Source organism: Nonomuraea maritima (genome assembly GCF_900100395.1).
Lineage (GTDB): Bacteria > Actinomycetota > Actinomycetes > Streptosporangiales > Streptosporangiaceae > Nonomuraea > Nonomuraea maritima.
On the sequence record NZ_FNFB01000002.1, the window covers coordinates 418,176 to 445,143 of the forward strand.

24 protein-coding genes and 1 tRNA gene are annotated in these 26,968 nt (G+C 71.2%); 11 read left to right on the plus strand and 14 right to left on the minus strand.

Features of this window, described 5'->3' with window-relative positions:
• Positions 1–53 precede the first annotated feature (53 nt).
• The 3 genes from BLR04_RS05580 to BLR04_RS05590 are packed head-to-tail and all read right to left on the minus strand — an operon-like array spanning position 54 to position 3,122.
• Positions 54–905: a carbohydrate ABC transporter permease gene (locus tag BLR04_RS05580; RefSeq protein WP_245740038.1), complete on the minus strand. Its 852-nt coding sequence runs from the start codon at positions 903–905 to the stop codon at positions 54–56.
• Positions 906–907: 2 nt separating this feature from the next.
• Positions 908–1,780 carry a carbohydrate ABC transporter permease gene (locus BLR04_RS05585; protein ID WP_090760251.1) on the minus strand — a complete coding sequence of 291 codons (873 nt, stop codon included), beginning with the start codon at positions 1,778–1,780 and terminating at the stop codon, positions 908–910.
• Between the two features lie 58 nt (positions 1,781–1,838).
• Positions 1,839–3,122, minus strand: coding sequence for an ABC transporter substrate-binding protein (locus BLR04_RS05590; protein WP_090760253.1), 1,284 nt, complete (start codon positions 3,120–3,122; stop codon positions 1,839–1,841).
• A 305-nt stretch (positions 3,123–3,427) separates the two neighbouring features.
• On the opposite strand from BLR04_RS05590, the gene BLR04_RS05595 reads away from it, so the two are divergent.
• The 5 genes from BLR04_RS05595 to BLR04_RS05615 all read left to right on the plus strand — a co-directional run bounded on the left by BLR04_RS05595 (position 3,428) and on the right by BLR04_RS05615 (position 13,363).
• The gene (locus BLR04_RS05595) at positions 3,428–4,459 is read left to right on the plus strand and encodes a LacI family DNA-binding transcriptional regulator (RefSeq protein ID WP_090760255.1); all 1,032 of its coding nucleotides are present in this window, start codon (positions 3,428–3,430) and stop codon (positions 4,457–4,459) included.
• 70 nt (positions 4,460–4,529) lie between these two features.
• Entirely contained in the window at positions 4,530–5,768 is a 1,239-nt protein-coding gene (locus tag BLR04_RS05600; RefSeq protein ID WP_090760257.1) for a glycoside hydrolase 5 family protein, read from the plus strand.
• Between the two features lie 45 nt (positions 5,769–5,813).
• Positions 5,814–8,237: an endo-beta-N-acetylglucosaminidase gene (locus tag BLR04_RS05605; protein WP_090760259.1), complete on the plus strand. Its 2,424-nt coding sequence runs from the start codon at positions 5,814–5,816 to the stop codon at positions 8,235–8,237.
• Positions 8,238–8,309: 72 nt separating this feature from the next.
• A complete protein-coding gene (locus tag BLR04_RS05610; protein ID WP_090760260.1) occupies positions 8,310–12,575 on the plus strand; it encodes a glycoside hydrolase family 38 N-terminal domain-containing protein in 4,266 nt (1,421 codons plus the stop codon).
• Entirely contained in the window at positions 12,572–13,363 is a 792-nt protein-coding gene (locus tag BLR04_RS05615; protein ID WP_218128726.1) for a DUF7158 domain-containing protein, read from the plus strand. Before BLR04_RS05610 ends, BLR04_RS05615 begins: the two co-directional genes overlap by 4 nt.
• A 156-nt stretch (positions 13,364–13,519) precedes the next feature.
• Here BLR04_RS05615 and BLR04_RS05620 read toward each other — a convergent pair whose 3' ends face one another.
• The 4 genes from BLR04_RS05620 to BLR04_RS05635 all read right to left on the minus strand — a co-directional run bounded on the left by BLR04_RS05620 (position 13,520) and on the right by BLR04_RS05635 (position 15,283).
• Positions 13,520–14,002, minus strand: coding sequence for a nitroreductase family deazaflavin-dependent oxidoreductase (locus BLR04_RS05620; RefSeq protein ID WP_090760264.1), 483 nt, complete (start codon positions 14,000–14,002; stop codon positions 13,520–13,522).
• 310 nt (positions 14,003–14,312) lie between these two features.
• Entirely contained in the window at positions 14,313–14,621 is a 309-nt protein-coding gene (locus tag BLR04_RS05625) for a helix-turn-helix domain-containing protein (RefSeq protein ID WP_090760776.1), read from the minus strand.
• Positions 14,621–14,986: a type II toxin-antitoxin system RelE/ParE family toxin gene (locus BLR04_RS05630; protein WP_090760266.1), complete on the minus strand. Its 366-nt coding sequence runs from the start codon at positions 14,984–14,986 to the stop codon at positions 14,621–14,623. The genes BLR04_RS05625 and BLR04_RS05630 overlap by 1 nt, the downstream gene beginning before the upstream one ends.
• Before the next feature lie 223 nt (positions 14,987–15,209).
• Positions 15,210–15,283: transfer RNA gene (locus BLR04_RS05635), tRNA-Lys, on the minus strand.
• Positions 15,284–15,386: 103 nt separating this feature from the next.
• Between BLR04_RS05635 and BLR04_RS05640 the strand changes: the two genes are divergently transcribed.
• On the plus strand, positions 15,387–16,226 hold the full coding sequence (locus BLR04_RS05640; RefSeq protein WP_090760268.1) for an AAA family ATPase: 840 nt from the start codon (positions 15,387–15,389) through the stop codon (positions 16,224–16,226).
• Positions 16,219–17,592 (plus strand): vWA domain-containing protein, encoded by a 1,374-nt coding sequence (locus BLR04_RS05645; protein ID WP_090760270.1) that lies wholly within the window; start codon positions 16,219–16,221, stop codon positions 17,590–17,592. The genes BLR04_RS05640 and BLR04_RS05645 overlap by 8 nt, the downstream gene beginning before the upstream one ends.
• A gap of 3 nt (positions 17,593–17,595) precedes the next feature.
• On the opposite strand, the gene BLR04_RS05650 is transcribed toward BLR04_RS05645, so the two are convergent.
• A complete protein-coding gene (locus BLR04_RS05650) occupies positions 17,596–18,369 on the minus strand; it encodes a nuclease-related domain-containing protein (protein ID WP_090760272.1) in 774 nt (257 codons plus the stop codon).
• 142 nt (positions 18,370–18,511) lie between these two features.
• Here BLR04_RS05650 and BLR04_RS05655 point away from each other — a divergent pair, with 142 nt between their 5' ends.
• Complete coding sequence (locus BLR04_RS05655) at positions 18,512–19,132, plus strand: TetR/AcrR family transcriptional regulator (RefSeq protein WP_425413427.1); 621 nt, start codon at positions 18,512–18,514, stop codon at positions 19,130–19,132.
• On the opposite strand, the gene BLR04_RS05660 is transcribed toward BLR04_RS05655, so the two are convergent.
• From BLR04_RS05660 to BLR04_RS05670, 3 genes are read right to left on the minus strand one after another with little or no spacing between them, the layout of a single operon-like run.
• Positions 19,103–20,194, minus strand: a complete 1,092-nt coding sequence (locus tag BLR04_RS05660; RefSeq protein ID WP_245740039.1) for an acyl-CoA dehydrogenase family protein — start codon at positions 20,192–20,194, stop codon at positions 19,103–19,105. The two genes, BLR04_RS05655 and BLR04_RS05660, sit on opposite strands and share 30 nt — an antisense overlap.
• Entirely contained in the window at positions 20,191–21,357 is a 1,167-nt protein-coding gene (locus BLR04_RS05665; RefSeq protein ID WP_090760278.1) for an acyl-CoA dehydrogenase family protein, read from the minus strand. Before BLR04_RS05665 ends, BLR04_RS05660 begins: the two co-directional genes overlap by 4 nt.
• Entirely contained in the window at positions 21,354–22,556 is a 1,203-nt protein-coding gene (locus BLR04_RS05670; RefSeq protein WP_090760280.1) for an acyl-CoA dehydrogenase family protein, read from the minus strand. Before BLR04_RS05670 ends, BLR04_RS05665 begins: the two co-directional genes overlap by 4 nt.
• 105 nt (positions 22,557–22,661) lie before the next feature.
• Between BLR04_RS05670 and BLR04_RS05675 the strand changes: the two genes are divergently transcribed.
• Complete coding sequence (locus BLR04_RS05675; protein ID WP_090760282.1) at positions 22,662–23,270, plus strand: GNAT family N-acetyltransferase; 609 nt, start codon at positions 22,662–22,664, stop codon at positions 23,268–23,270.
• A 20-nt stretch (positions 23,271–23,290) separates the two neighbouring features.
• The gene (locus tag BLR04_RS05680; protein ID WP_090760283.1) at positions 23,291–23,911 is read left to right on the plus strand and encodes a VOC family protein; all 621 of its coding nucleotides are present in this window, start codon (positions 23,291–23,293) and stop codon (positions 23,909–23,911) included.
• A 3-nt stretch (positions 23,912–23,914) separates the two neighbouring features.
• Here the strand turns inward: BLR04_RS05680 and BLR04_RS05685 are convergent, their stop codons facing one another.
• The 3 genes from BLR04_RS05685 to BLR04_RS05695 all read right to left on the minus strand — a co-directional run bounded on the left by BLR04_RS05685 (position 23,915) and on the right by BLR04_RS05695 (position 25,840).
• Positions 23,915–24,841 (minus strand): DMT family transporter, encoded by a 927-nt coding sequence (locus tag BLR04_RS05685; protein ID WP_176902951.1) that lies wholly within the window; start codon positions 24,839–24,841, stop codon positions 23,915–23,917.
• Positions 24,842–24,996: 155 nt separating this feature from the next.
• Positions 24,997–25,371 (minus strand): VOC family protein, encoded by a 375-nt coding sequence (locus BLR04_RS05690; protein ID WP_090760778.1) that lies wholly within the window; start codon positions 25,369–25,371, stop codon positions 24,997–24,999.
• A gap of 124 nt (positions 25,372–25,495) precedes the next feature.
• Positions 25,496–25,840 carry a PRC-barrel domain-containing protein gene (locus tag BLR04_RS05695; RefSeq protein ID WP_090760285.1) on the minus strand — a complete coding sequence of 115 codons (345 nt, stop codon included), beginning with the start codon at positions 25,838–25,840 and terminating at the stop codon, positions 25,496–25,498.
• 252 nt (positions 25,841–26,092) lie between these two features.
• Here BLR04_RS05695 and BLR04_RS05700 point away from each other — a divergent pair, with 252 nt between their 5' ends.
• Complete coding sequence (locus BLR04_RS05700; protein WP_090760288.1) at positions 26,093–26,965, plus strand: DMT family transporter; 873 nt, start codon at positions 26,093–26,095, stop codon at positions 26,963–26,965.
• The last annotated feature ends 3 nt before the right edge of the window (positions 26,966–26,968 follow it).

Sequence of the window (26,968 nt, forward strand, 5' to 3'; positions counted from 1 at the left end):
AACAGCCACCCCCGACAAAACCGGCCGCGCGCCGCCCGACGCGGGGCAGGACTTCAGCCCTTGATCGCGCCCGCCTCGACGCCGCGGAAGAAGAACCGCTGGAAGAAGGCGAACATCGCGACGATCGGCAGGAAGGCGAGCATCGTCCCTGCGGCGATGAGGCGCGGGTTGTTGGAGAACGTGCCGCTCAGGTACTGCAGGCCGACGGTCAGCGTGTACTTGTCAGGATCGGTGAGGACGAGGAGCGGCCACAGGAAGTCGTCCCACGCGTAGATGAACGAGAAGATCACGATGACGCTGAGCATGCCCCGCACGTTCGGCAGGCCGATGTGGATCAGCCGCTGCCACGCCGTGGCGCCGTCGATGATCGCCGCCGAGTCGATCTCCTTCGGGATCGACTGGAACGCCGTGCGCATCAGCAGCACGTTGAGCATCTGGATCGCCCCGGGCAGCGCGACCCCGACGAGCGAGTCGGCGAACCCGAGACCGCGGACGATGACGTACTGGGAGATGAGCGTGACCTCGCCGGGCAGGACCAGCGTCGCGAGCAGCAGGCCGAGCACCAGCTTCGAGCCGCGGAACTCCAGCTTGGCGAGGGCGAACCCGGCGAGCGTCGCGCCGATCGTGTTCCCCGCGACCACGAGGACCGCGACGAACAGCGAGTTGGCGGCGTACCCGATGACCGGGATCGTCTCGGTGACCTCGGCGTAGTTGGCGAGCGTCGGGTCCTGCGGCACGAAGCTGGGCGTCCGGGTGAAGACGTCCTCGGTGACGCTCTTGAGCGACGTCGACAGCTGCCAGAGGAACGGCCCGATCGTGATGACCAGCACCAGCGCGAGAAGGACGTACCGGATGACCTTCTCGGTGGGCGAGACGCTGTTGAACCCGCGCGCTTTCCCGGCCACGGTCACGCTCCCTTCCTGTTGAGCCGCGTCAGGACGAGCATCGGTCCGACCGTCACGACGAACAGCAGCACGCTGAGCGCAGAGGCGTAGCCGAGCTGCCCGGTGAGCCCCTGTCCGTACAGCTGGATGAGCATCACGAGCGACATGTCGGCGCCGCCGACCCCGCCGGTGCCGTTGGACAGGATGTACAGCTCGGAGAAGACCCGCAGGGCCGAGACCGTGATCAGCACCGACACGAGCAGCATCGTGTTGCGGACGCCGGGCACCGTGACGGAGAAGAACCGGCGCACGGGGCCGGCCCCGTCGACGGCGGCCGCCTCGTGCAGCTCGCGGTTGACGTTCCCGAGCGCCGACATGTAGATCACCATGTAGTAGCCGAGCCCCTTCCAGATCGTCAGGCTGATCGCGCTGAACAGCAGCAACCAGCGATCGGTCAGGAACGGCAGCGGCTCCTTCAGGAACCCCAGCTGCTCGGCGAGGCCGTTGATGAGGCCCCGGTCGTTGAGCAGCCACCCCCAGATGACCGCGACGACCACGGCCGAGGCGATGACCGGCGTGTAGAACGCGACGCGGAAGAACGTGATGCCCCGCAGTTTCTTCTCGACCAGCACCGCGAGCAGCAGGGGCAGGAAGGTGAGCAGCGGAAGGCAGACCACCATGTAGACGATGCTGTTGGTCAGCGCGTCGATGAGCTGGTCGTCCGACAGCATCCGGGTGTAGTTGTCCAGCCCGATGAACTGCCCGCCGCCGAGGGGCTTGGCGTTGGTGAACGACAGGATCAGCGTGTTGACCGCCGGGACGGCCGAGAAGGTCACGAGCCACACGACGGCGGGCGCGACCAGCAACCATGGGGTGAACCAGCGCTTGTGCGTCATTTCGTCTCCCGCGCGACAGGCGCGGGGCCGCCGGGGCCCCGCGCCGTGCGGATGTCCGTCAGCCGTTGAGGAGCTGGTTGCACTTGGCCACGGCGTCGTCGAGCGCCTTCTGCGACGGCACCTCGCCACTGATCGCCAGGGCGAACTGCTGGTCGATGATGTCGCTCATCGCCTGCGTCACCTGGACGGGCTGCAGGATCTTCGCCTTGGCCAGCGAGTTGAAGGCGATGACCTTCGCGTTCCCTGACGGCGTGCCGTCGCTCTTGCTGAAGAACGGGTCGTTCGCCGACGCCTTCGTGCTCGGGAAGATGTTGACGAGGTGGGCGAAGGCCGCCTGGTTCTCGGCGTTGGTGACCCAGCGGGCGAGCGCGATGGCGGCCGGCAGGTTCTTGGTGCTCTTCGGGATGGACAGGCCCTGGACGTACAGCGGCGGGGTGCCGAACGCCTCCGAGGGGATCACCTTCTCGGCGAGCGTCGGGTTGCCCTCCTGGGCGAGGCTGCTGATGTACGTGCCGCCACCCGTCGTCCAGGCGACCGTCTGCGAGTTGAACAGCTCGGCGTTGCCCGCGTACTTGGTGGTCAGCACGTCGCGCGGCATGAGGCCTTCCTTGAAGGCGTCGCGGTACTCGTCGAGGACGGCCGCGGCCTCGGGGGTGTTGAAGGTGAAGCTCTTGCCGTCGGCGGCCATGGTCTGCACGCCGGCGTTGGTCAGGTCGATGAGCGTCGGCTTGCGGCTCATCAGGAAGACCTTGCCGCCGGACTTCTCCTTCATCACCTTGGCCTGCTCGATGAGGCCGCCGAGATCGGTCGGCAGCTTCTCCGGGTCGAGGCCGTTCTTGGTGAGCAGGTCGGTGTTCCAGTAGTTGACGTCCGTGTTCAGGTACCACGGGTAGCCGTACACGCCGTCGAAGCCGGCGTAGCGGTAGCCGTCGATGCCGCCGGCCACGTAGTCGTCGGCGAGCTTCGAGTCGGCGGTGGTGACGTCGAGCAGCAGCCCGTTCTTGACCAGCGGGAGCGCGAAGTCGGGCGGGAGGTTCGTCACGTCGGGCAGGGTGCCGCCCGACGCCTGGGTGAGGACCTTCTCGGCGTACCCGTCGCCGGGCTGGTCCAGCCACTCGACCTCGACGCCGGGGTACTTCTTCTCGAACGCGTCGATGACGCCCTGCACGTAGTCGGTGAACTTCGGCTTGAGCGCCCAGGTCTGCAGGCTGACCTTGCCCTTCACCTCGCCGGACGCGTCCTGGGTCGGCGCGCTCGACGTGTCGGCGCCGCCCAGACCGCATCCCGCGAGTACGACCGCTGCCGCTGCCGCTGTCGCCAGCCTTGCCCAGTTCCTTCGCATGACCTCTCCTGCCATGACGGATCCGCCGGTTGCCGGTGGCCGAGCCCCGTGTGTACGGGCCCTGTGACGCCGTGCACTCTTTTCAGTGATTACTAAACCGGTCTAGTGACTCGGGACTATCCCCCTCACTAGACTTTGATGTCAAGGGTTGAGACGAACCTGCGATCCAGGCACCCTCGATGCGGCGGGTCACCGAACACCGGAGCCACACCCTTGGCACCTCCGGTGAAGGCGCGGCCGATCGCGCGCCGCGGTCGGCTCACCTGCGCTTCCGCAGCGGCTACGTAAGGCTAGAAAGGTGAGGCGTGACGCGACCCACGATCGAGGACATCGCCCGACGCGTCGGGGTCTCGAAGGGCGCGGTGTCGTTCGCGCTCAACGGCAGGCCCGGCGTGAGCGAGGCCACCCGCGCCCGCATCCTGCAGGTCGCCGAGGAGATGAACTGGCGGCCGCACACCGCCGCCCGCGCCCTCGGTGGCGCCCGCGCCGGAGCGGTCGGCCTGGTGATCGCGCGGCCGGCCCGCGCGCTCGGGGTGGAGCCGTTCTTCGCGCAGCTGCTGTCGGGCCTGCAGGCCGCCCTGTCGGGCCGGTCGGTGGCGCTCGAACTGCTCGTCGTCGAGGACACCGCCGCCGAGATCGAGGTCTACCGGCGGTGGGCGTCCGAGCACCGGGTCGACGGGTTCATCCTGGTCGACCCGCAGGTCAGAGACCCCAGGATGGAGGTCGTCGCAGGCCTCGGCGTCCCGTCGGTGGTGCTCGGCGGGCCCGGTTCCTACGGCGAGCTGTCCAGCGTCTGGGCCGACGACCGCGAGGCGATGCTGGCCATCGCCGACTACCTCGCCGCGCTCGGCCACCAGCGCATCGCGCACGTCGCAGGGCTGCCCGCGTTCCAGCACACCCGGCGCCGGATACGCGCCCTGCGCGACGCGGCCCGCCGGCTCGGCCTGACCGGCATCACGTCCCTGCCCACCGACTTCAGCGACGCGGAGGGCGCCGCCGTCACCCGCACGCTGCTGTCGCGCCCCGAGCGGCCCACCGCGATCGTGTACGACAACGACCTCATGGCCGTCGCGGGCCTCGGGGTGGCCGCCGAGATGGGGGTGGCCGTCCCTGGCGAGGTGTCCATCGTGGCCTTCGACGACTCGGTGCTCACCCGCATCGTGCACCCCTCACTCACCGCGATGTCGCGCGACACCTTCGCGCTGGGCTGCGAGGTCGCCGAGGCCGTGCTCGCCGTGATCGCCGAGCCCGGCCTGCGGCTGAACCGCAAGACGCCGACCCCGCGGCTCACCGTCCGCGAGAGCACCTCGCCGCCGACCCTTGGCAGACCCAGCTAAAGCGGTTTAGGCTTCGGTGGCCCGAGCGCGCGGGGGACGTCCCCCGCGCCCTTTCGCCGCCGGAGGACGCGTGACACCGCCATCATCCAGCCGAGACCGGCTCCGCTTCGGAGCGAACTACGTGCCGTCGGCCGGGTGGTTCTACAGCTGGCTCGACCACTCCGCCGACGCGGTCCGCCGCGACTTCGCCGACCTCGCCGGCATCGGGCTCGACCACGTCCGCGTGTTCCCGATCTGGCCGTGGATCCAGCCCAACCGGACGCTGATCCGCCAGAAGGGCATCGACGACCTGCTCGGCCTCATCGACGTCGCCGCCGAGTTCGACCTCGCCGTCTCGGTCGACCTGCTGCAGGGCCACCTGTCGAGCTTCGACTTCCTGCCCTCCTGGGTGCTCACCTGGCACCGGCGCAGCGTCTTCGAGGACGCGGCCGTACGCGACGGCATCGCCGCGTACGTCGACCGGCTGACCCGCGAGGTGGCGACCCGCGAGAACGTGTTCGCGGTGACCCTCGGCAACGAGGTGAACAACCTGTGGCCGGCCAACCCCACCACCCCCGAGGCGTCCACGCGGTGGGCCGCCGAACTGGTCGAGGTCGCCCGTTCCGCCGCGCCGCACCTGCTCACCCTGCACTCCCTGTACGACGCCACCTGGTACGACCCCGCCCACCCGTTCGTGCCGGCCGACGCCACCGATCTCGGCTCGCTGACCACCGTCCACTCCTGGGTGTTCAACGGCGTCTCCGCGCTGGACGGGCCGCTCGGCCCGGCCACCGTCACGCACGCCGACTACCTGGTGGAGCTGGCCGCGGCCGCCTCGCCCGACCCGGCCAGGCCGGTCTGGCTGCAGGAGGTCGGCGCGCCCCGGCCGGACATCGGCGCGGAGGACGCGCCCGCGTTCGTCCGCGGGATGCTGGAGGCGGTGACGGCCAACCCGGCCCTGTGGGGCGTGACCTGGTGGTGCTCGCACGACCTCGACCGCGCTCTGGCCGACTTCCCCGAACGCGAGTACGACCTCGGCCTGTTCACCGTCGACCACGAGATCAAGCCGGAGACGCAGGAGCTCGCGAAGATCATCGTCGAGCTGCGCGCCGACCGGCGGGCGGCGCCGGAGCGTCCGGCGCTGGTCTGCGACGTCGACCCGCGGACCCAGCCGGAACGGCGGGCCGAGGTGGCCCCCGGCAGCGCGTTCCACCGCGCGTGGGTGCGGCTGCGCGAGTCGGGACCGGTCGCCATCGTCAGCGCCGACCGCGCCGCCGATTCCGCGTATCTCGCCGCCCGCGGCATCACCACCGTCCTCCACCCCGCCTGACCGGCGCCGCCGCGCCGGTCCCACCCCCCAACGTCAAGGAGCCACATGCGAAGGAACGTGCTCTTAGCGCTGGCCACAGCGCTCACCGCCACGGCGCTCACCGCCCCGCCCGCCCACGCCCTGCCGGGCAAGAGCGCCGAGGCCGCCGCGACCGGGAGCCAGCCGTACGCGTCGTACTGGTATCCCGACACCATCCTGAACTGGAATCCGGCCACCGACCCCGACGCGCGGTTCAACCGGTCCACGACGCCGCTGCAGCCGCGCGTCTCCGACCCGGCGCTCAAGGCCAACGCCGGCGCCCGCGCCGGTGAGGGCCGCGTCGCCTCGCTCGTCTCGTTCGCCCCGACGTCCGGCAACCCCTCGCAGGGCGCCCTCGACCCCAACTACTACGCCTTCGGCTACTGGCAGTACGTCGACAAGCTGGTGTTCTGGGGTGGTTCGGCGGGCGAGGGGCTGATCCTCGCGCCCAACGCCACGGTCATCGACGCCGCGCACCGCAACGGCGTCAAGGTGTACGGCACCGTCTTCTTCCCGCCCGGCGTCTACGGGGGCGAGCTCAAGTGGGTGAACGACTTCGTGCAGAAGTCGGGCGAGAGCTTCCCCGTCGCCGACAAGCTCGTCGAGGTGGCGAAGTACTACGGGTTCGACGGCTGGTTCATCAACCAGGAGACCGAGGGCGGTGACGCGGCGCTGGCCACGTCCATGCGCGACCTCGTCAAGTACGCCCGCGCCAAGGGCCCCGACGTCGACTTCATGTGGTACGACGCGATGACGGAGAACGGCCAGGTCTCCTGGCAGAACGCTCTCACCCCGGCCAACGACGCCTTCCTGAGCGACCCCGACCCGGTGTCGAACTCGATGTTCCTCAACTTCTGGTGGTCGGCCGCCGGTCTCGACGCCTCCCGCTCGGCCGCGAAGGCGCTCGGCCGCAGCGAGTACGACCTGTACTCGGGCATCGACACCGAGTCGAACGGCTACAACACCAACGTCTCCTGGGACGCGCTGTTCCCGCCGGGACAGCCGCACGTCACCTCCCTCGGCCTGTACCGGCCCGAGTGGACCTGGAAGTCGTCCACCGGCCGCGACGACTTCTACGCCAAGGACGCGCGCTACTGGATCGGCGCGAACGGCGACCCCTCCGACACGACGACCACGTCGAGCTGGAAGGGCCTGTCCAGCTACATCGCCGAGTCGACGCCGGTGACCACGAAGCCGTTCGTGACCGGCTTCAACACCGGGCACGGCGACTTCTACAACGTGGCCGGCACGCGCGTGCGCACCGGCGGCTGGAACAACCTGTCGCTGCAGGACGTCCTGCCCACCTACCGGTGGCTGGTGTCGTCGAGCGGCAGCAAGCTGACCCCGTCGCTCGACTTCGACGACGCCTACGAGGGCGGCTCGTCGCTGCGCCTCACCGGCACGCTCGACGCGCCCAACACCGTCCGGCTGTACGAGAGCCGGCTGCCCGTGGCCGCGGACACGAAGCTGTCCGTCGTGGTGAAGACCCCTAAGGCCGGGGCGACGCACCTCAAGGCGGCCGTCGCGTTCACCGACGCGCCCACGAAGTGGACGACGCTCGACCTCGGCAAGACCCGCGGCACCGGCTGGGAGCGCAAGACGCTCGACCTGTCCCGCTTCCAGGGCAGGACGATCGCCCAGATCGGCCTGCGGGCCGCCGCCCCGGCCACCGTCGAGTCGTACGACGCCAGGATCGGCCAGCTCGCGGTCTACGACGGCGTCGTGGAGCGCCCGGCCCCGCCGGTCAAGCCGGTCGTCGAGGGCACGACCGACGTCACCCCCACCAGGAAGACGCTGCGCCTGTCGTGGACGGCGGCCAAGCATGGAGCGGTGCACCACTACGACGTGTACCGCCGCAACCCCGACGGCACCCGCACCTACCTCGGCGCCACCCCGAACACCGTGTACTACGTGCCGCGCCTGGAGCGCGTCAGCACCGAGATGTCCACCACGATCGAGGTCGAGGCCGTCTCCACCGAGTACGGCCGCTCCCCCGCCGCCCGCACGTCCGTGGCCTGGTCGAACGAGGTACCCTCGGAAATCAACCTGGCGTTCGAACAGCCGGCCACCGCCTCGAGCCAGTGCGCCGCGAGCGAGGGCCCCGACAAGGCCGTCAACGGCAGCACCGCCGACAAGTGGTGCGCCCTGACCGCCGACAAGTGGATGGAAGTCGACCTCGGGTCGGTGAAGACCATCAACCGGTTCGTCGTCAAGCACGCCGAGTCGGGCGGTGAGCCCGCGACGTACAACACCCGCGACTTCACCATCCAGGTGCGTGACTCGGCGTCGGACGAGTGGACCACGGCCGTCACGGTCACCGGCAACACGGCCGGGACGACCACCCACCCGGTGACGCTCACCGGGCGCCACGTCCGCCTGACCGTCACCACCCCGTCGCAGACGAGCGATCCGGCCGCCCGGATCAACGAATTCGAGGTCTGGGGCGCCTGACGCGCCGCCCGGGCGGGCCGCCGTCCCCGTTCTTCATGGGACGGCGGCCCGCAGACAGAAAGGAACCGACCCGTGCCGGTCACCATCACCACCGTTGAGCCCACCGACCTGTTCGTCGGCACCGAGGAGGCGCCCCGACAGGTGCTGCGGGTGACCCTCGACGGCCCGCCCACACGGGTCACCGTGTCCGGGCCCGGCGTGTCCGGTGAGGCTACCGGCACGGGAGTGGTCGAAGTGCCGCTCGACATCGCCGATCCGAGGCCCGGCGCGGAACTGCCGGTGACCGTCACGGCCGGGGAGGCGAGCGCCGAGGCCGTGGTCACGGTGGCCGAGCCCGGCTGGACGATGTTCCTCGTCTCGCACTTCCACTACGACCCCGTCTGGTGGAACACCCAGGCGGCCTACACCTCGCCGTGGGAGCTGCTGTCCGGCGACGCCACCACGCGTCCCCTGTGGGAGCGCAACGGGTTCGCGCTCGTGGACGCCCACCTCGACCTGGCGCTGCGCGACCCGGTCTACAAGTTCGTGCTCGCCGAGATCGACTACCTGAAGCCGTACTTCGACCTGCATCCCGAACGCCGCGCGCAGCTGCGGCTGCTCATGGAGCGCGGCCAGGTCGAGCTGGTCGGCGGCACGTACAACGAGCCCAACACCAACCTCACCGGCGCCGAGACCACGATCCGCAACATCGTGTACGGCGTCGGCTACCAGCGTGACATCCTCGGCGGCGACCCCCGTACGGCCTGGCAGCTCGACGTGTTCGGGCACGACCCGCAGTTCCCCGGCTACCTCGACGCGGCGGGCCTGACCGGCTCGGCGTGGGCGCGCGGGCCGTTCCACCAGTGGGGGCCGATCCAGAAGAACTTCAGGGAGGCCAAGTCGGACGCCCGGGTCATGCAGTTCCCGAGCGAGTTCGAGTGGATCTCGCCGTCGGGCCGCGGCGTCCTCACCCACTTCATGCCGCACCACTACTCCGCGGGCTGGTGGATGGACTCCTCCCCCGACCTCGAGAGCGCCGAGCAAGCCGTCTACGAGCTGTACGCGAGGCTCAAGCCGGTGGGCGCGACGAAGAACCTGCTGCTGCCGGTCGGCACCGACTACACCCCGCCGAACAAGTGGGTCACCGAGATCCACCGCTCGTGGGCCGCCAAGTACGTCTGGCCCCGGTTCGTCTGCGGCACCCCACGCGACTTCCTGGACGCCGTCCGGGCCGAGCTCGCGGCGACGGGCCGCCGGCCGAGCCCCCAGACGCGCGACATGAACCCGATCTATACCGGCAAGGACGTGTCGTACATCGACACGAAGCAGGCGCAGCGGGCGGGCGAGGTCGCCGCCGTGGACGCCGAGAAGCTCGCCACGCTGGCCGCGCTGCACGGCCTCGGCGGCTATCCGGGCGCGGCGCTGGACAAGGTGTGGCGGCAGCTCGCCTACGGCGCGCACCACGACGCGATCACCGGCTCCGAGTCCGACCAGGTGTACATCGACCTGCTGTCCGGCTGGCGGGAGGCCCACGACCTCGCCGCCGCCGTGCGCGACACCGCCCTCGACGCCCTCGCCGCCCAGGTCGACACCACCGGCGACGGCGTCGCGGTGCTGGTCGCCAACACGCTCTCGTTCGACCGTTCCTGGCTGGTCGCCGTACGGCTGCCTGAAGGCACGGACGGCGGGCGGGTGGTCGACGACACGGGCGCCGAGGTCGCGTCCGTCGTCGACCGGGGCACGCTGCGCTTCCACGCGCAGGACGTGCCCGCCATGGGCTGGCGCACCTGGCGGCTGCTGCCAGGGACGTCCACGGCCGAGCCGGCCTGGACGCCCGCGGGCGGCGTCGTCATCGAGAACGGGCGCTACGTCGTCACCGCCGACCCGGCGAAGGGCGGCGGCCTGCGCAGCGTCCTCGACAAGGTCACCGGACGCGAGCTGATCCGCGACGGCCACGTCGGCAACGAGCTGCGGGTGTACGAGGAGTACCCGGCCCACCCCGACTTCGGCGAGGGCCCGTGGCACCTCGTCCCGCGCGGCCCCGTGGTGGGTTCGGCGGACGCCCCGGCCGAGGTGCTGGCCGAGACGAGCCCGCTCGGCTCCCGCCTGGTCATCGCCGGCACCGTCGACGGCCTGCGCTACCGCCAGACCGTCACCCTCTGGCACGGCGTCGACCGGGTCGCATTCGGCACCAAGGTCGTCGACTACGCGGGCGCCGACCGGCTGCTGCGCGTCCGCTTCCCCGTCGACCTGCCGGGCGCGCTGCCGGTCAGCGAGGTCGCCGGCGCCGTCGTCGGACGCGGCTTCGCGCTGCCCGACGTCGACGCCGCCGAGTCACCGTGGACCCTGGACAACCCCGCCAACACCTGGTTCGGGCTCGGCTCGACCGCCCGCGTCTCGCTCACCGGCCCCGGCGGCGAGCCGCTCGGCGACCGGGCGCTCGGCGTCGCCGAGGTCGTCGTGCCGACGCTGGACGACGCCGCCGGCGCCCGCGACCTCGTCGTCGCCCTGGCCCGCGCCGGCGTCACCGCGACCACCGCGAGCGCCGACTGGTCCCGCTACGGCTGGCTGGACGTCGACTCCAACCTGCCCGACTTCCGCGTCCTGATCGGCGGCCCCGACACCAACGCGGCGACGCGCGACCTGTTCGAGGCGGCGGGCGACGAGTACGCCGCGACGCTGGCCGAGCACGGCCGGGTGTGGGTGCCCGCGGGCAAGCCGCTGACCGAGGTGTGGCAGCCCAACGCCGACCTGCGCGACCTGCGCGCCCTGCCGGCGCTCGTGGTGACCGACCCCGCCGCTCTGGCCGCCGACCTCGCCGACGCGCGGGTGTCCGCGGTCTGCCCGCAGCCCCTTCCAGCCTCGGAGCTCCTGACCGACCACACGGTGGCGCTGCTCACGTACGGACTGCCGGGCTTCGCGGTCGACCCGACGGGGGCGATGCACCTCTCGCTCATGCGGTCGTGCACCGGCTGGCCGTCCGGGGTGTGGATCGACCCGCCGAAGCGCACCGCGCCCGACGGCTCGTCCTTCCAGCTGCAGCACTGGACGCACGACTTCGCGTACGCGCTCGTCTCCGGCGACGGCGACTGGCGCGCGCTCACGCTGCCCGCCCTCGGGCAGGAGTTCAACCACCCGCTGTACGCGGTACTGCCGGGCTCGCACCCGGGTCCGCTGCCCGCGACGGCGTCGTACGTACGGGTGGAGCCCGCCCGCGAGGTGCTCCTCGGCACGGTGAAGCCGACCGGCGACCCGATCGCCCGCGGGTCCGCGCAGCCCCTCGACCCCGCGCGCGGCGTCACGCTGCGCCTCGTGGAGGCCACCGGCCTGGGCAGGTCCGCCCGCGTCACCGGCGCCCTGGACCTCACCACCCTGCACGCCGCCGACCTCCTGGAACGCCGGGGCGCTCCGATCGACAGCCCGGTGGAGCTGACCGGCGCCGAGGTGGCCACGGTGATCGCCACCGTGTCCCCGGGTTCCTCCGCTGCCGCTGGTTCTTCCGCCGCCGTGGCCGCTGGTCGCGTCGGGAGCGCGGCCGGCGCGTCCGGCGGCGATGCCCCGCTGGGGCCCTCGGCCGAGGTCGCTCAGCCGGTGCACGCCCGTTACTGGCTGCACAACCGGGGCCCGGCCCCGATGGGCTACCTGCCCGTCTCGGTGGCGGTGACCCCGGGGCTGCTGCGTGCCGACGGCGGCGAGCCGGTGGAGGCGTCCGTGGTGATCAGCTCCCAGCTCGGGGACGCCGCCGTCGAGGGCGACGCCGTGCTGATCGCGCCCGACGGCTGGAGCGTCACCCCGGCCCGCCGCCCGTACCGGCTGGAGCCCGACGGCCACGTACGGTTCCCGGTGACGGTGACCCCGCCCGCCGGAACCGAGCCCGGCCTGTACTTCCTCGCGGCCAGGATCGAGCACGACGGCCAGAGCGTCGAGGACGTCACCACGATCGCGGTCGGCGACCTGCCCTCCGTGCTGCCGGTGCCCGGCGAGATCCCGGAGGACTGGGCGGCCGCGCAGGGCACCACCGCCGGCACCGGCCGCGACACCGGCCTGTCGGTCGGGGTCGTCTCCACGTCCGTCCACGTCCGCCCGGGCGGCCGGGCCGACCTCGGCGTCACCCTCGCGAACCGTACGCGCGGCGAGATCCGCGGCGAGCTCCAGTTGGTCTCCCCCTGGGGCACATGGGACGCGGTCACCACCCCGGTACGCGGCTTCACCCTCGCCGCAGGCACGGAGGACACCGTGTCCTTCGAGATCACCGCCCCCCGCGACGCCGACCCGGGCGCGTACTGGGCCCTCGCCAAGGTCATGTGGTTCGGCCGCTGCCAGTACGCCCCCACCGTCGAACTGGTCGTGTCCCCATGACCCGGCCATCCCACGCCCACCCCGACGCGCGGGGTGGGGCGGCCCATCACCACGCCCCCGACGGGGCGGTGCTGCCGGCCGACGCGCCCGTGCTCGGGTGGCTGGACGGGCGGCCGCTGTCGCGGGCGGGCCTCGACGCGCGGCTGGACGCCCTCCGCCATGGTCCGCGGTCGTCGGCGCTGCCGGAGCCGGGCAGCGCCGAGGACCGGCAGCTCGCCCGCTGGGTGGCCCAGGTCATGCTGACAGAGCTGCTGTGCGAGGCGGAGGCGGCAGACCGCGGCCTCGACCCGGGCACGACGCCACCGGTCCACCTCGACCAGCGGGCCGCCGTCGAACTGGGCTCCATCACGGCGGCCGCGTTCGAGGGCAACGCCGCCGTACGGGCGGTGTACGAGGCGGTCACCGCCGACGTGACCGTACCGCCGCACGAGGTGGCCGCCTACGCGGAGGCGGTCGGCGACCCGCCCGCCATCGAGGAGTGGCTGCTGTCCACCACGGACGGCGACTTCTGGGCGGCCCCCGCCACGCTGCCGGAACGCCTGTCGAACGCGCTGACGGAGGCAGGGCCGGGCGCGACCGTCACCGTGGACGACCGCACGTTCGCCTGGCTGGACACCCGAGAGCCCACACGGGAGGGACACCACCACGACCAGCGGCTCCTGGCCGCCGCCCGCCGGGTGGCCTTCGTTCGCTGGCTCGACCACGCCCGCGCCCACCGCCTCCGCCTGTCACCCGGCCTGGAACACCCCGGCGACCCCACCCAGCCCGACAACCACCACCGCCACTGACGACGTACGGCGCCGCTGCCCGAGGAGCGGCGCCGACGCCCAGTTCCCCTGGGGCCGTCACCCGTCGCGCCCCTGGCGACGGCCGGTGACTCCGGTCGGACCGGCAAAGACCGCCGCTGCGAACAGTGAACCCCATGGCATGTCCCGCCATACCGCTCATCTCCGGCTTTCGCGCGGGACAAACCTGACGAACGGGACATGCCTCCCCACTTCGCGGTAGTCCTCCTGGCTTCCGTCAACCGCGTACCCCATGATCCGGCACAACCGCCGGGCAGCGGCCGGGTGCCGGGACGCGTACCGAGCCATGAGGTCGGCCCCCGCCTCGGCGGGCAGCGGGACAGCCGTCACCTGGTGCACGTGCCCACCGACCTGGACGGTCACCTCGGGCGAGGCCACGACGTTCCGATACCAGTCGGCCCTGACGCCGAACCCGGAAGCGGCCAGGTAGCCGTGCCCGTCGTGATCGACGACCTCGATGACGGCCTGGCGGGGCAGCCCGGAGACCCGGCCGGTGTGGGTGAGCAGCATGACCCGGCGGCCCAGTAGAGCGCCCAGGCCCATCCGGTAGAGCGGGATGGGCAGACGCCACAGTCTGCGGCGCAGTCCGGTCGGCGGTTCCGGCCTCTTGACGATCTCCATGACGTCAGCTTCCTTCCGGTGTCGCGGGCGGCAGGGTGCTCCCCGCGCCGAACTGCCTGCGCAGCATCGACGCCTCACTGGCGACGGCGTCGAGCAGAGCGCCTTTCAGCGTGGTAGCGCCGAAGAAGTCGATCCCGTAGCCGCCCAGGCGACCGTGCGGCGCCCGACGCGCAGCAGCCGTCCCGTGAAATTGCGAGTCGACACCGACGAGATGTGCGCCGCCAGGCACTCGAACCACGGACCCGCTGATGGAAACTCGCCATCGAACCACATTCTTGGACGAGCCGGGGCGATAATGACGGAGCAACAGTCATGCCGCGTGGGTTTCGAAGCGGACTGAGTTGAGATCGTCATCGGGTCTTAGTCGAACGTCGGCGTCGAGAGCTGCGGCCAGCCGGCGTAGCAGGGTGACGGTGGGTGTGGTGCCGCCCTCTTCGATGCATTCGATGTCATCGTCAGTCATGCCCAGGCGCCCGGCCAACTCCGTGAGGGTGAGCCCCAACGCCGTGCGCCGATCATGAACGGCCTTGCCGAAGGCCAAGGCCTCGCGGATGGCGATCCGCTCTGGGTCGTCGGACTGAACGCGGGAAGGCACCCAGCGGGTGTGGTAACCAGACATCACACCTGCCTCTCAAAGAGGTCATGCGCCAGGTCACGGTGGTCACGGTCGCAGAGTTTCTGAGCCAAGACCGCCCTGTTGATCTGCCGCTGATCGTGCTGCTTGACCTTACGGAACACCGTGAGCATCACGATAGTCCGATCCGGCCGACACCAGTAGGTTACCCGTGTCGCCACATGACCAAGCCGGACTCGCAGTTCCCACACCGGGCCCTCCAGATGGTCCGACCACGGGCCACCGAGTTCGGGCCCTTTCCCGGCGAGCAGACCTGCCACCTCATCGACACGCTTGTAGTCGCTGTCGCTGAGCGCGTTGAGCCATTCGCGGACTTCTGGCTCCAGTTCGAAGGCGAACAACTCACGCATCCATCTCCACCAAGAGCCATTGGACAGTCACCAGAAGTTACCAACTGCCATAGAGCGAACTTGTCGTTTCGCGCAGATTTCTCGGTGGTGCGAAAGTGCGCTTCCCGGGCTGGGTCTCAGGCCCATGACACCACAACGCGATCATGACGTCCGGTCGGCCGAACAGCGTCACATAACAGAGAAGCCCCAGCTCGGATGTATCCGAGCTGGGGCTTCTCTCAGGTGCGCCGCCAGGGACTCGAACCCCGGACCCGCTGATTAAGAGTCAGCTGCTCTAACCAACTGAGCTAGCGGCGCGCCGGCAGGAAGAAATATACCGGTGATCCCCATCCTGGTCGAATCGGAATCCGGGGGACGATGCCCGCTAGAATAAAGTTCGGCCCGAACGACAGGAGCGTTGATGTTCGACTCCCCCTCCGACGTGACGGAGCGGCTCGCCGCCGTCGACTATCTCTCCGACGACGCCATCTCCACCTCCGTGTACCTCGCCGCCGCGCTGGGCAAGCCGCTGCTGGTCGAAGGCCCGGCGGGAGTCGGCAAGACGCAGCTCGCCAAGGCCGTGGCCCAGGCCACGGCCGCCGACCTCGTACGGCTCCAGTGCTACGAAGGCCTCGACGAGGCCAGGGCGCTGTACGAGTGGAACTACAAGAAGCAGCTGCTGCGCATCCAGGCCACCAGCGCCGACGACGACATCTTCACCGAGGAGTTCCTGCTGGAGCGCCCGCTGCTCAAGGCGATCAGGTCCGACAAGCCGACCGTGCTGCTCATCGACGAGATGGACAAGGCCGACGTCGAGGTCGAGGGCCTGCTGCTGGAGCTGCTGTCCGACTTCCAGGTGACGATCCCGGAGCTCGGAACGATCGCCGCCACCCGCCGTCCGTACGTGGTGCTGACCTCGAACGCCACCCGCGAGCTGTCGGAGGCGCTCAAGCGGCGCTGTCTCTACCTGCACATCGAGTACCCGACGCCCGAGCGGGAGCGCGACATCGTGCTCGCCCAGGTCCCGACCATCCGCGCCGACCTCGCCGAGCAGCTGGCCCGTACGGTCGCGACGCTGCGCGCGCTGGAGCTGAAGAAGGCCCCGTCGGTGGCGGAGACCGTCGACTGGGCCAACACGCTGCTGGCCCTCGGGCGCGACGACCTCGACGAGGCCACCGTCGCCGGCACGCTCGGCGTGGTGCTGAAGCACTCCTCCGACCACGAACGGGCGATCAAGCAGCTGGGGCTCCCGCATGCGTGAGCCGGGCTCGCTGGTCGACCGGCACATCGGCTTCGTGCACGCGCTGCGCGAGGCCGGGGTGCCGGTGTCGCTCGCCGAGGGGCTGGACGCCGCGAACGCCCTGCGCGTGATCGAGCTGTCCGACCGCGAGTCGCTGCGCGCCGCCTACGCGGCCACGCTGGTCAAGAAGCCGGCCTACCGGCCGGGCTTCGACGTCCTGTTCGACCTGTGGTTCCCGTCCTCGACGACAGGGCTCGCAGCCGAGCGCGCACCCGAGGACCTCGACCCGCGTACGGCTCCGGTCGCCGAGCTGCGCGCCCACCTGGCGAGGCTGCTGGCCGACTCGACCGACCTGGAGCTGCGCGCGTTCGCCCAGGCCATGGTGGAGCGCTTCGGCCGCCAGGACTCCGGGCCAGGACGGCAGAACTGGTTCTCCTACAGCGTCATGCGGGCGCTGTCGCCCGAGACGCTCATGGCGACCATCCTGCGCGAGGTCCTCCAGGGCCGCGAACGCGGCGGGCTGGCCGAGAAGACGGTGCGCCGGCGCGTCCAGGACAACACGCGCAGGTTCGAGGAGGCCGTCGCCACCGACGTGCGGCGCCGCATCGCCGAGGACTCCGGCATCGAACGCATCGCCCGCTCGGCCGTCCGCCCGCCGCTCGACCAGATCGACTTCCTCCGCGTGACCAGGGACGACCTGGCCCGGCTGCGCCGGGAGGTGCATCCGCTGGCGCGGCGCCTGGCCGCCCGCCTGACCATCCGGCAGCGCAAGGGCAGGCGCGGCCGGCTCGACTTCCGCAAGACGGTGCGGGCCTCGCTGCAGAGCGGCGGCGTGCCGCTGACGACCCACTTCCGTCCGCCGCGCCCGCACCGGCCCGAGCTGGTCATCCTGTGCGACACCAGCGACTCTGTCTCGTCGTTCGCGCACTTCACGCTGCTGCTGACGTACGCGCTGCGCGAGCAGTTCACGAAGGTCAGGGCGTTCGGGTTCGTCGACACGGTGGACGAGATCACCCGGTTCTTCCAGCCGGGGGCCGACGTCGTGGAGGCCATGACCCGGCTGGCGAACGAGGCCGACATGGTGCGGTTCGGGCGCACCAACTACGGGCACGCGCTGGAGCGCTTCGCCGAACGCCACGGCGACGCCCTCGGCCCGAGGACGTCGCTGCTCATCCTCGGGGACGCCCGCTCGAACTACCAGCCGCCCGCGCTCGACGTGCTCAAGTCGCTGGTGTCGGGGTGCAGGCACGCGTACTGGCTGAACCCGGAGCCGCGCGCGCAGTGGGACACCGGCGACTCGGTCGCGAGCGACTACGCGACGGTGGTGCCGATGCACGAGTGCCGCAACGTCGCCCAGCTGACCGCGTTCATCGAGACGCTGGCGTGAGCCTCAGACGCGCTGCAGCTCGCGGGCGGCGGTACGGGCGATCAGCTCGATCTGCTCGGTGGTGAACATGTCGCGGCCGGAGGCCTTGATGAGCCGGGCGGCCGTGCGGGGCCGCAGCAGCGTGAGGCCCTCGGCCCGCACCACCCCGCCGCCGTGCCGGGGCAGCACGCCGCAGTGGACGGCCAGCATCGGGGTGATCGACACCGGGACGCCGGTCTCCTTCGCCAGCAGCTCGGCGAACGCGTCGGCCTGGTCGACCAGGGGCTTGGCGACCTTGGAGCCGTACTTCTCGCCGAGGAACAGCCGCCCGACGTAGCAGGCGATCTCGGTGTCGGGGCTCCACGACTCGTTGTCGATGATCCACACCCCGCCTGGGCCGATCACCAGGTGGTCGATGGACGCCTGACCGCGGATCGCGCGCCCGTCGAGCACGTGGTAGCCGTGCCGGCGCAGCGACCGGCGCAGGATGCGTCCGGTGATCACCTCGCCGCGCCGCGCGCCGCGCCACACCGCTGTGGCGTGGAAGGCGCGCCAGTCGAGGTACCAGTCGCCTAACGCCACGAGTCCCGCGCCGAGGAGGCCGGTCAGCGCGGCGCCGGCCGTGAGCCCGAACCTGAGGCCGAGCGCGACGCCGAGCACGAGCCCGACGGCCGCCTTGACGTAGCGGGCCTTACGCCGGTTGGGGGCGTCCTCGCGCCAGAACTTCTCGTACCACCATTGCGGGGACGATCCTGTGTACTTCTCGTTGGGCTGCACGTAGATCGAGCCACCGGGCACGGCAAACTCCCCGAAGCACTAGAAAGTTGCAGGATCTGCCACACCGAAGATCCCTCGCCGGTCATGTGATACCCACCACCAACCAAGGTGAGCCTAAGGTGAGTGAATTAGTACCCGCAAGGCCATCAACCGACTAGTCGGTATGCTAGGGCGGATGACCGAGGGGGCGCATGTGAAAGACGAACCGGTACGACAGCGGATCCTCGCCGAGGCGACCCGCCTGTTCGCACAGCGTGGTTTCGAGAGCACGTCGGTGCAGGAGATCGTGGCGTCCGCGGGCGTCACCAAGGGCGCCATGTACCACTACTTCGACTCCAAGGACGACCTGCTCCACGAGATCTACGCCCGGGTCCTGCGCATGCAGATGGACCGCCTGGCGCGCATCGCCGACGGGCCGGGCACGCTGAAGGAGCGCCTGCACCGGGCGGCGGCCGACGTCGTCGAGACGACGGTCGCCAACCTCGACGACTCCAAGATCTTCTTCCGGTCGATCCACCTGCTGGCCCCCGAGACGCAGAAGACCGTGCGCGCCGAGCGCCGCCGCTACCACGAGCGCTTCCGCGCGCTCGTGGCCGAGGGGCAGCGCACCGGCGTCTTCAGCGACCGCGTCCCGGCCGAGATCGTCGTCGACTACTTCTTCGGCTCGGTGCACCACCTGGGCTCCTGGTTCCACGCCGAAGGCCCGCTGACCGGCTCCCAGGTGGGGCAGCACTTCGCCGACCTGCTCCTCACCTCACTCGGGGCCGGGGACCCCGACGAGTGAGGCCAGCGCCTGCCGGTGGTCGCCTGGCGTGCCCAGCGCGATCTCGGTGGCCTTCGCCCGCTTGAGATACAGGTGGACGGGATGCTCCCACGTCATCCCGATGCCGCCGTGCAGCTGGAGCGCCTCCTCGGCAGCGTGCAGCGCCACACCCGCGTTCCACGACTGGGCCACCGCCACCGAGATCGGCGACGGGTCGCCCGCCGCGTTCCGCGCCGCGGCCCTGGCCCGTACGACGTCGAGCCACAGGTCGGCCAGCCGGTGCTTGATCGACTGGAACGAGCCGATCGGCCGGGCGAACTGGTGGCGTTCCCTGACGTAGGCCAGCGTCGTGTCGAGGCACCACTCGGCGACCCCCAGCTGCTCGGAGGCGAGCAGCCCGGCCCCGAACCGCAGCACCTCCGCCACGTCGCACGCGCCCACCAGGCGCGCCGGGGCCCGGTCGAGCGTGACGGTGGCAACCGGCCTGGTCAGGTCGAGCGAGGGTGCCACGGTGACCTGTGCGCCGTCGACCGCGTACAGCTCGCCGGCCACCGGCACCAGCAGCACGTCGGCCACCTCGGCTCCGGCCACGCCGGTGACCGTGCCCGACAGCCGGCCGTCCGCCACGGTCACCGACGCGCCGCGCGAGGGCGCGTACGGCGAGGCCGCGAACGACACGGCCAGCGCGGCGGTTTCAGTCCCTTCCGCCAGCTCGCCGAGCAGGGCGTCCCCGGTCGGCAGCAGCGCCCGGGTGGCCAGCACCGAGCTGGTGAAGAACGGCACCGGCGCCACGCCCCTGCCCAGCTCCTCCAGCACCACGGCCACCTCGCTCGCCCCGGCCCCGGCGCCGCCGAACTCCTCGGGCACGAGCAGCCCCGCCACGCCGATCTCACCGGCGAGCGTCTTCCACAGGTCGAGGTCGTAGACGGAGTCCGCCGGGTCCGTCCCCGGCTCGATCCGCCGCAGCACAACGGCGGGCGGGCAGCGGTCGGCGAGCAGGCCGCGCACGGCGGACCTGAGCTCCTCCTCGATCTCCGAGTACAGCAGCGTCATCGGCTCTTCACCACTTCTCGTGCCGCTCATCGCGGGAGGTCCTTCCAGGGCACGTCCTTGTCGACGCGGGGCTCCGAGGGCAGGCCGAGGACGCGCTCGGAGACGATGTTGCGCAGGATCTCCGACGTGCCGCCCTCGATGGAGTTGCCCTTGGCCCGCAGGTAGCGGTAGCCGGGGCCGCGCCCGAAGAAGTCGACGTTCTCGGAGCGGCGGAACGACCAGTCGTCGTAGCCCAGGTCGCGCCGGAACTCCAGCTCGAACCCGGTCAGCGCCTGGTTGAGCTTGGCGAACGACAGCTTCATGCCCGAACCCTCGGGGCCCGGCTGCCCGGCCGCGAGCTGCTCGCGCAGGCGCGCCCCTGACAGGCGGGTGACCTCGTTCTCCACCCACAGGGCCAGCAGCCGCTGGTGCAGCTCGTGGGTGCGCAGCTCGGGCTGCTCGCTCCAGGCCTCGACGGCGGAGGCGATCATGCCGCCGCCGCGCCGGGTCGGGGCGCCGCCGATGGCGACGCGCTCGTTCATCAGCGTGGTCTGCGCGACCCGCCAGCCGTCGCCGACCGCGCCGAGCCGCAGGTCGTCGGGGAGCCGTACACCGGTCAGGAACACCTCGTTGAACTCGGCCTCGCCGGTGATCTGCCGCAGCGGCCGCACCTCGACGCCGGGTGCGTGCATGTCGCAGACGAAGTACGACAGGCCGCGGTGCTTGGGCACGTCCGGGTCGGTACGGGCGACGAGGATGGCCCACCGCGCGTGGTGGGCGCCGGACGTCCACACCTTCTGCCCGTCGACGATCCACTCGTCACCGTCGCGGACGGCCCTGGTCGCCAGGGTGGCCAGGTCGGAGCCGGCGCCGGGCTCGCTGAAGAGCTGGCACCAGACCTCCTCGCCGGTCCACAGCGGGCGAAGGAACCTGCGCTTCTGCTCGTCGGTGCCGAACGTGAGGATCGTGGGCGCCGCCATGCCGAGGCCGATCGCCAGCATCCCGGCGTTGAGCTGGCGCGGGGTGCCGGCCAGCTCGCGCTCCACGACCTGCTGGAGCTCGCGGGGCGCGCCGAGGCCGCCCTGCCCCTCGGGGAACCACACCCAGGCCAGCCCGGCGTCGAACCTCGCCCGCAGGAACTCGAGCTGGTCTCCGGCCGGATCGTGGTCCGCCAGGAGCGCCGCCACCCGCCGTTTGATGTCCGATTCGTTCACGCGTACCTCTTGATCTCGCGGTAGGCCAGCGATCGTTTGTGCACCTCGTCCGGGCCGTCGGCGAGGCGCAGGGACCGGGCGGCCGCCCACAGGCGGGCCACGGGGAAGTCCTGGGAGACGCCGCCCGCGCCGTGCAGTTGGACGGCCTTGTCGAGGATCCACTCGACGGTGATCGGCGTGGAGATCTTGATGGCCTGGATCTCGGCATGGGCGCCCTGGTTGCCGACCGTGTCCATGAGCCAGGCGGTCTTGAGCACGAGCAGCCTGGACTGCTCGATCCTGATGCGCGACTCGGCGATCCAGTCCTGGACGACGCCCTGCTGCGCGACGGGCTTGCCGAACGTGGTGCGGGCCAGGGCGCGCCGGCACATGAGTTCGAGCGCGCGCTCGGCCATGCCGATCAGGCGCATGCAGTGGTGGATGCGGCCGGGGCCGAGGCGGGCCTGGGCGATGGCGAAACCGCCGCCCTCCTCGCCGATCAGGTTCTCGGCCGGCACGCGGACGTCCTCGAAGACGACCTCGGCGTGGCCGCCGTGGTCGGCGTCGGTGTAGCCGAAGACGTGCATGCCCCGCTTGACCTGGACGCCCGGCGTGTCACGCGGCACCAGGATCATGCTCTGCTGCCGGTGCTTGGGCGCGTCCGGGTTGGTCTTGCCCATGACGATGAGGATCTTGCAGTTGGGGTTCATCGCGCCCGAGATGAACCACTTGCGGCCGTTGATGACGTACTCGTCGCCGTCACGGACGATGGAGGTGGCGATGTTGGTGGCGTCGGAGGAGGCCACGTCGGGCTCGGTCATCGCGAACGCCGACCGGATCTCGCCGTCGAGCAGCGGCTGCAGCCACTCCTTGCGCTGCCATTCGCTGCCGAACGCGGCCAGCAGCTCCATGTTGCCCGTGTCGGGGGCGGCGCAGTTGGTGGCGGCGGGCGCGATGGAGGGGCTCCGGCCCATGATCTCGGCGAGCGGGGCGTACTGCAGGTTGGTGAGCCCGGCGCCGTGCTCGCCGGGCAGGAAGAGGTTCCACAGGCCGCGCTTGCGCGCCTCGTCCTTGAGGTCGTCGAGCAGCGGGGGCGGGCTCCAGCCGCTGGTGGCCGCCTGTTCCTCGAACGCGGCCTCGGCGGGATAGACGCATTCGTCCATGAAGCGGAGTAGTCGCTCGCGCAGGGCCTCGGTGACGCTGTCCAGGGCGAAGTCCATGCGGTGAGCCTACCGACCGGCCGGTATGCATGTCGACAGGTGGTTCTCCGCAAATGACCACAGGTGGCCATCCCTGCGCCGGGGCCCGTTCCCTAGGGTCGCCTCATGACCACGCAGCTGCCCGCGCCCGCGGTGCTCCAGGACGACGTCGTGCGCCTGGAGCCGCTCTCCCCCGACCACGTCCCCGACCTGTTCTCCGCCGGGGGCGGCGACGACGAGGTCTGGCGCTGGATGCCGGTCGCCACGCCCCGCACCGAGGCCGAACTGGGCAAGATCGCCCGGCTCCTGATGGACGACGACGTGCACGTGCCCTTCGCCGTCGTCACGAAGGAGACCGGGCGGGCCGTCGGCTGGACCACCTACGCCGACATGCCCGGCTTCGACGCGAGCGTCGAGATCGGCTGGACCTGGTACGGCCGGTCGGTCTGGCGCACGGCCGTGAACACGGCCTGCAAGGTGCTGCTCATCGACCACGCCTTCGCGTCCGGCCACCACAACCGCGTCCTGCTGAAGACGGACGTGCTCAACCTCCGCTCGCAGAACGCGATCAGGCGCATCGGCGGCGTGCACGAAGGCACCCTGCGCCGCCACCGCAGGCGGCCGGACGGCACCTGGCGCGACACCGTCTGCTTCGGCATCCTCGACGACGAGTGGCCCGAGCACCGCGCCCGGCTGCGGGCACGCCCGCCGGTCGCCTCCGGCGACGGCCACTGACCGCGCGGCAGAATGCGGGGATGAGCCTGGATCATCTCGTCTACGCCACGCCCGACCTGGAGACGACCACGACCGAGCTGGAAGAGCTGCTGGGCGTGCGTGCCGCGCCCGGCGGCCGGCACCCCGGCTTCGGCACCCGCAACCGGCTCGTCGGGCTGGGCGGGCGCAGCTACCTGGAGATCATCGGGCCCGACCCGGAGCAGGAGGCGCCGGCCGGGCCGCGGCCGTTCCTGATCGACACGCTGGGGTCGCCGCGGCTGGTGGGCTGGGCGGTGGCCGTCGACGACATCGACGCGGCGGTGGCGCACGCGCGCGAGCACGGCTACGACCCGGGCGACCCCGAGGAGATGTCCCGCCGCACGCCCGACGGCGGGCTGCTCAGCTGGCGGCTGACGCCGCCGCAGCGGGCGGGACACGACGGGCTGGTGCCGTTCCTCATCGACTGGGCCGGGATGCGGCACCCCACGGAGAGCGGGCCTGAGGTGGTCGACCTGGTGTCGCTGCGGGGCAGCCACCCCGACCCCGAGGCGGTGCGCCGCGACCTGGCGGCCCTCGACGTGCGGCTCGACCTGGACGAGGGCCCCAACCCTGGGCTGACCGCCGTGCTGCGCGGGCGGCACGGCGAGGTCACCCTGGCGTAGAGCTCAGGCCAGGTCGGACGCCGTGGACGACGACCGAGGCGCCGAGCCGGCGTCCACCGGCTCGCGCACGGTGACCACCGAGGGCTCTCCCTTGGGCGCGACGGGTTCCGCGTGGTGGTCGGGGGCGAGCCGGCCCAGCGTGATCGTGCCGGCGATGGTCAGCGCGCCGGCCAGCACGGCGGGCACGGCGCTCGACGGGCTCGTCGGCAGCGGCTCGCCGAGCAGGATCGCCCCGGCGAGCACGGAGGTGATGGGGTCGACGACCTGGACGCCGGCGTAGGCGATGCCGAAGTAGCCCACGGCGTACGAGCGCTGCAACAGCACCACCGCGCAGACCAGCAGCACCGGGATGGCCAGGGTGAACCAGTGGAGCAGCCGCCCGAGATCTCCCTCCAGCCCGCCGCCGACCACGCGGACGAACGTGGACACGCTCGCGGTCGCCACTCCGGCCCCCACCGACAGCAGGATCGCCTTGCTCGCGCCGCGGGCGCGTCGCGCGAACACCTGCGTCACCAGCGTGATCACCGCGATCACACCGATGAACGTGACCCCCGCGCCGTCGCTGAGCCGCGGCGTGACGTTGTGCGCCGGCACCAGCAGCATGAGCCAGAGCAGGCCCACGGCGACCGCGAGCGAGCCGAGGATCTCCGCTCGGTACGGCCTGCGTCCGTACATGAACGCGGCCAGCGGCACGGCGAACACCAGCGTGGCCACACTGATCGGCTGGACGACGACCAGCGGGGCGACGCTCAGCGCCACGGCGTGCAGGCACGCGCCGGTGAAGCTGATGATGCCGCCGACCCACCAGCGCGGGCGCCGGACCAGCTTGAGCGAGGCGCCCTCGGCCACGGCCTCGAACTGCTGCAGCGCCGCGCCGAGCGCGTAGCCGAGCGCCCCGACCAGGGCGATCAGCATGCCGGCCCAGATCATCGTGGCCCGTGTGGGAGCAGGGATCCTTCCAGGAGCATTGACCCAGCTTATGAGGTCGGCGGGGGTCGAGAATCATCCTTTCGATCGATAAACCGAGTTAAGTCCCTCACGAAAGGTCCCTGATCCTGCGGAAACCTCGGGGTTTCCGGTGACCGTCAGGACTTCTCGGGGCAGACGCAGAAAACGTGTCCCTCGGGGTCGCGCAGGACGACCCAGCCCACGCCCTCCTCGGTGATCCCCGGCTGGAACTCGGGCTTCACGGCCCCCAGCTTCAGGTAGTCCTCCACCGCCTGCTCCACGTCCGGGACGCGGAAGTCGAGGTGGAACTGCTTGTCGGGGCTCGGCCACTCGACCGGCGTGCGGTCGGCGACGCGGCCGAAGTAGATGCTGGTGACGCCGTCGCTGAGAGCGGCGTAGTTCTCGTCGGCGTAGGTGATCTCCATTCCGGTGACCTCGTGGTAGAAGCCGGCCAGGGCCTTGGGGTCGGCACAGTCGATGGTGGTGGCAAGAAGCCGTGCTTTCGTCGTCATGCGGACCAGGCTCGCAGCCATACCTGCCATCTTCTGTCAGGTACGCCGAAGGTACGCGGAAGGTGCGTGGGGAACGCGGAAAGGGCCGCGCCAGAGACGCGGCCCTTTCCCTCACGGCACCGGATCACCCGGGAAAGCGGCTGTAGTAGTCGCCCAACCGCTCGCGGTACTCGGGCTCCTTGAACGTGCCCTCGTCGAACTCGGGCGCGGCCTTGATCTCGGCCTTGGTACGCGCCACGTACACGTTCCGCTCCTGCGGATCGATGTTCGTGATCATCCGGGCCGGGAGCAGGACCTTCTTGCCGAAGATCCACGGGCCGGTGTCGACGATCACGTAGCTCTCGCCGACCTCGTACGTCGCCTCGTCGACGGACCCGATCCTGCCGTCGGTCGCCTGGACGTGGTACCCCACGAGATCCAGCGCCTGACCGCGGTCGTAGACGTCAGGACGATAGTTCCAGAGCTCCATCGGGCTCTCTCCCTCTCTCTTCCGTCTTGTTCGGGCAAAACCCTCTCTACCCGAGAGCGCTCCGGTAAACGGGTCGCAAGCACATCGGCCGGGCACGCTAGGGTGCGCACATGGCGCGATTTCTCATCTGCTCCCCGCCGCCGGCCCTTTAGCGGGCGGCTTGTGCTGACGTTCCGGGTCTGACCGATCCGGGAGTGGTTGCTGCCCGCACACCGGGCCCTTTTCCACCACTCCTTCCGGAGAACTCCTGTCATGACCCACGTCTCCGCCCGGCGGGGCGCCCTCTACATGTCCGTGTCCGCGGCCGCCTGGGGCACCGGCGGCGCCGCCGGCACCCTGCTCCTCGACACCGCCCACCTCGGTCCGGTCGCCGTCTCCCTCTGGCGCTACCTCGTCGGCGCCGCCCTCCTCCTCGCCGTCACCCGCCCACGCCTCCCGGCCGGACGCATCGAGGCCCGTACGGTGCTGGTCGGGCTCGGGATGGCCGTCTACCAGGCGGCGTACTTCGCCTCGATCGCCCACTCCGGGGTCGCCCTCGCGACGGTGGTGACCATGGGCGCCACCACCGTACTCACCGCGCTCGGCAGCCGGTTCCTGTTGCGCGAGCGGCTCGGCGGGGTGGCGCTCGGCGCCATGGCCGCCGCCGTCGCCGGGCTGCTCCTGCTCACGGGTGAGCAGGCCCTGCAGGCCCGTACGTCCTCCGTCACCGGCATCGGGTACGCCCTGGCCTCGGCCGCCGGGTACGCCGGGGTGACCCTGTACTCCCGCCGCCACAAGGACGACGACCCGCAGGCCGCGGCCATCGGCGGGTTCGTCGTCGGGGCGCTCTGCCTGGCGCCGTTCGCGCTGTTGGAAGGCGTGGTGCCCGAGGTCTCGTGGACGTCGGCGGCGCTGCTCGTCTACCTGGGGGCGGTGCCGACCGCCCTGGCGTACGCGCTGTTCTTCCGCGCGCTGAGGGTCCTGCCCGCCACCACGGCATCGGTGATCTCGCTCGGTGAGGCGGTGGGCGCGGCGGTGCTCGGCGTCGCGCTGCTCGGCGAGCGGCTCACGCCCCTGGCCTGGGCCGGATGCGCGCTGCTGCTCGCCGCGGTCACGGTGCTCGCCGTACGGTCCGACGCGGCGTGATGT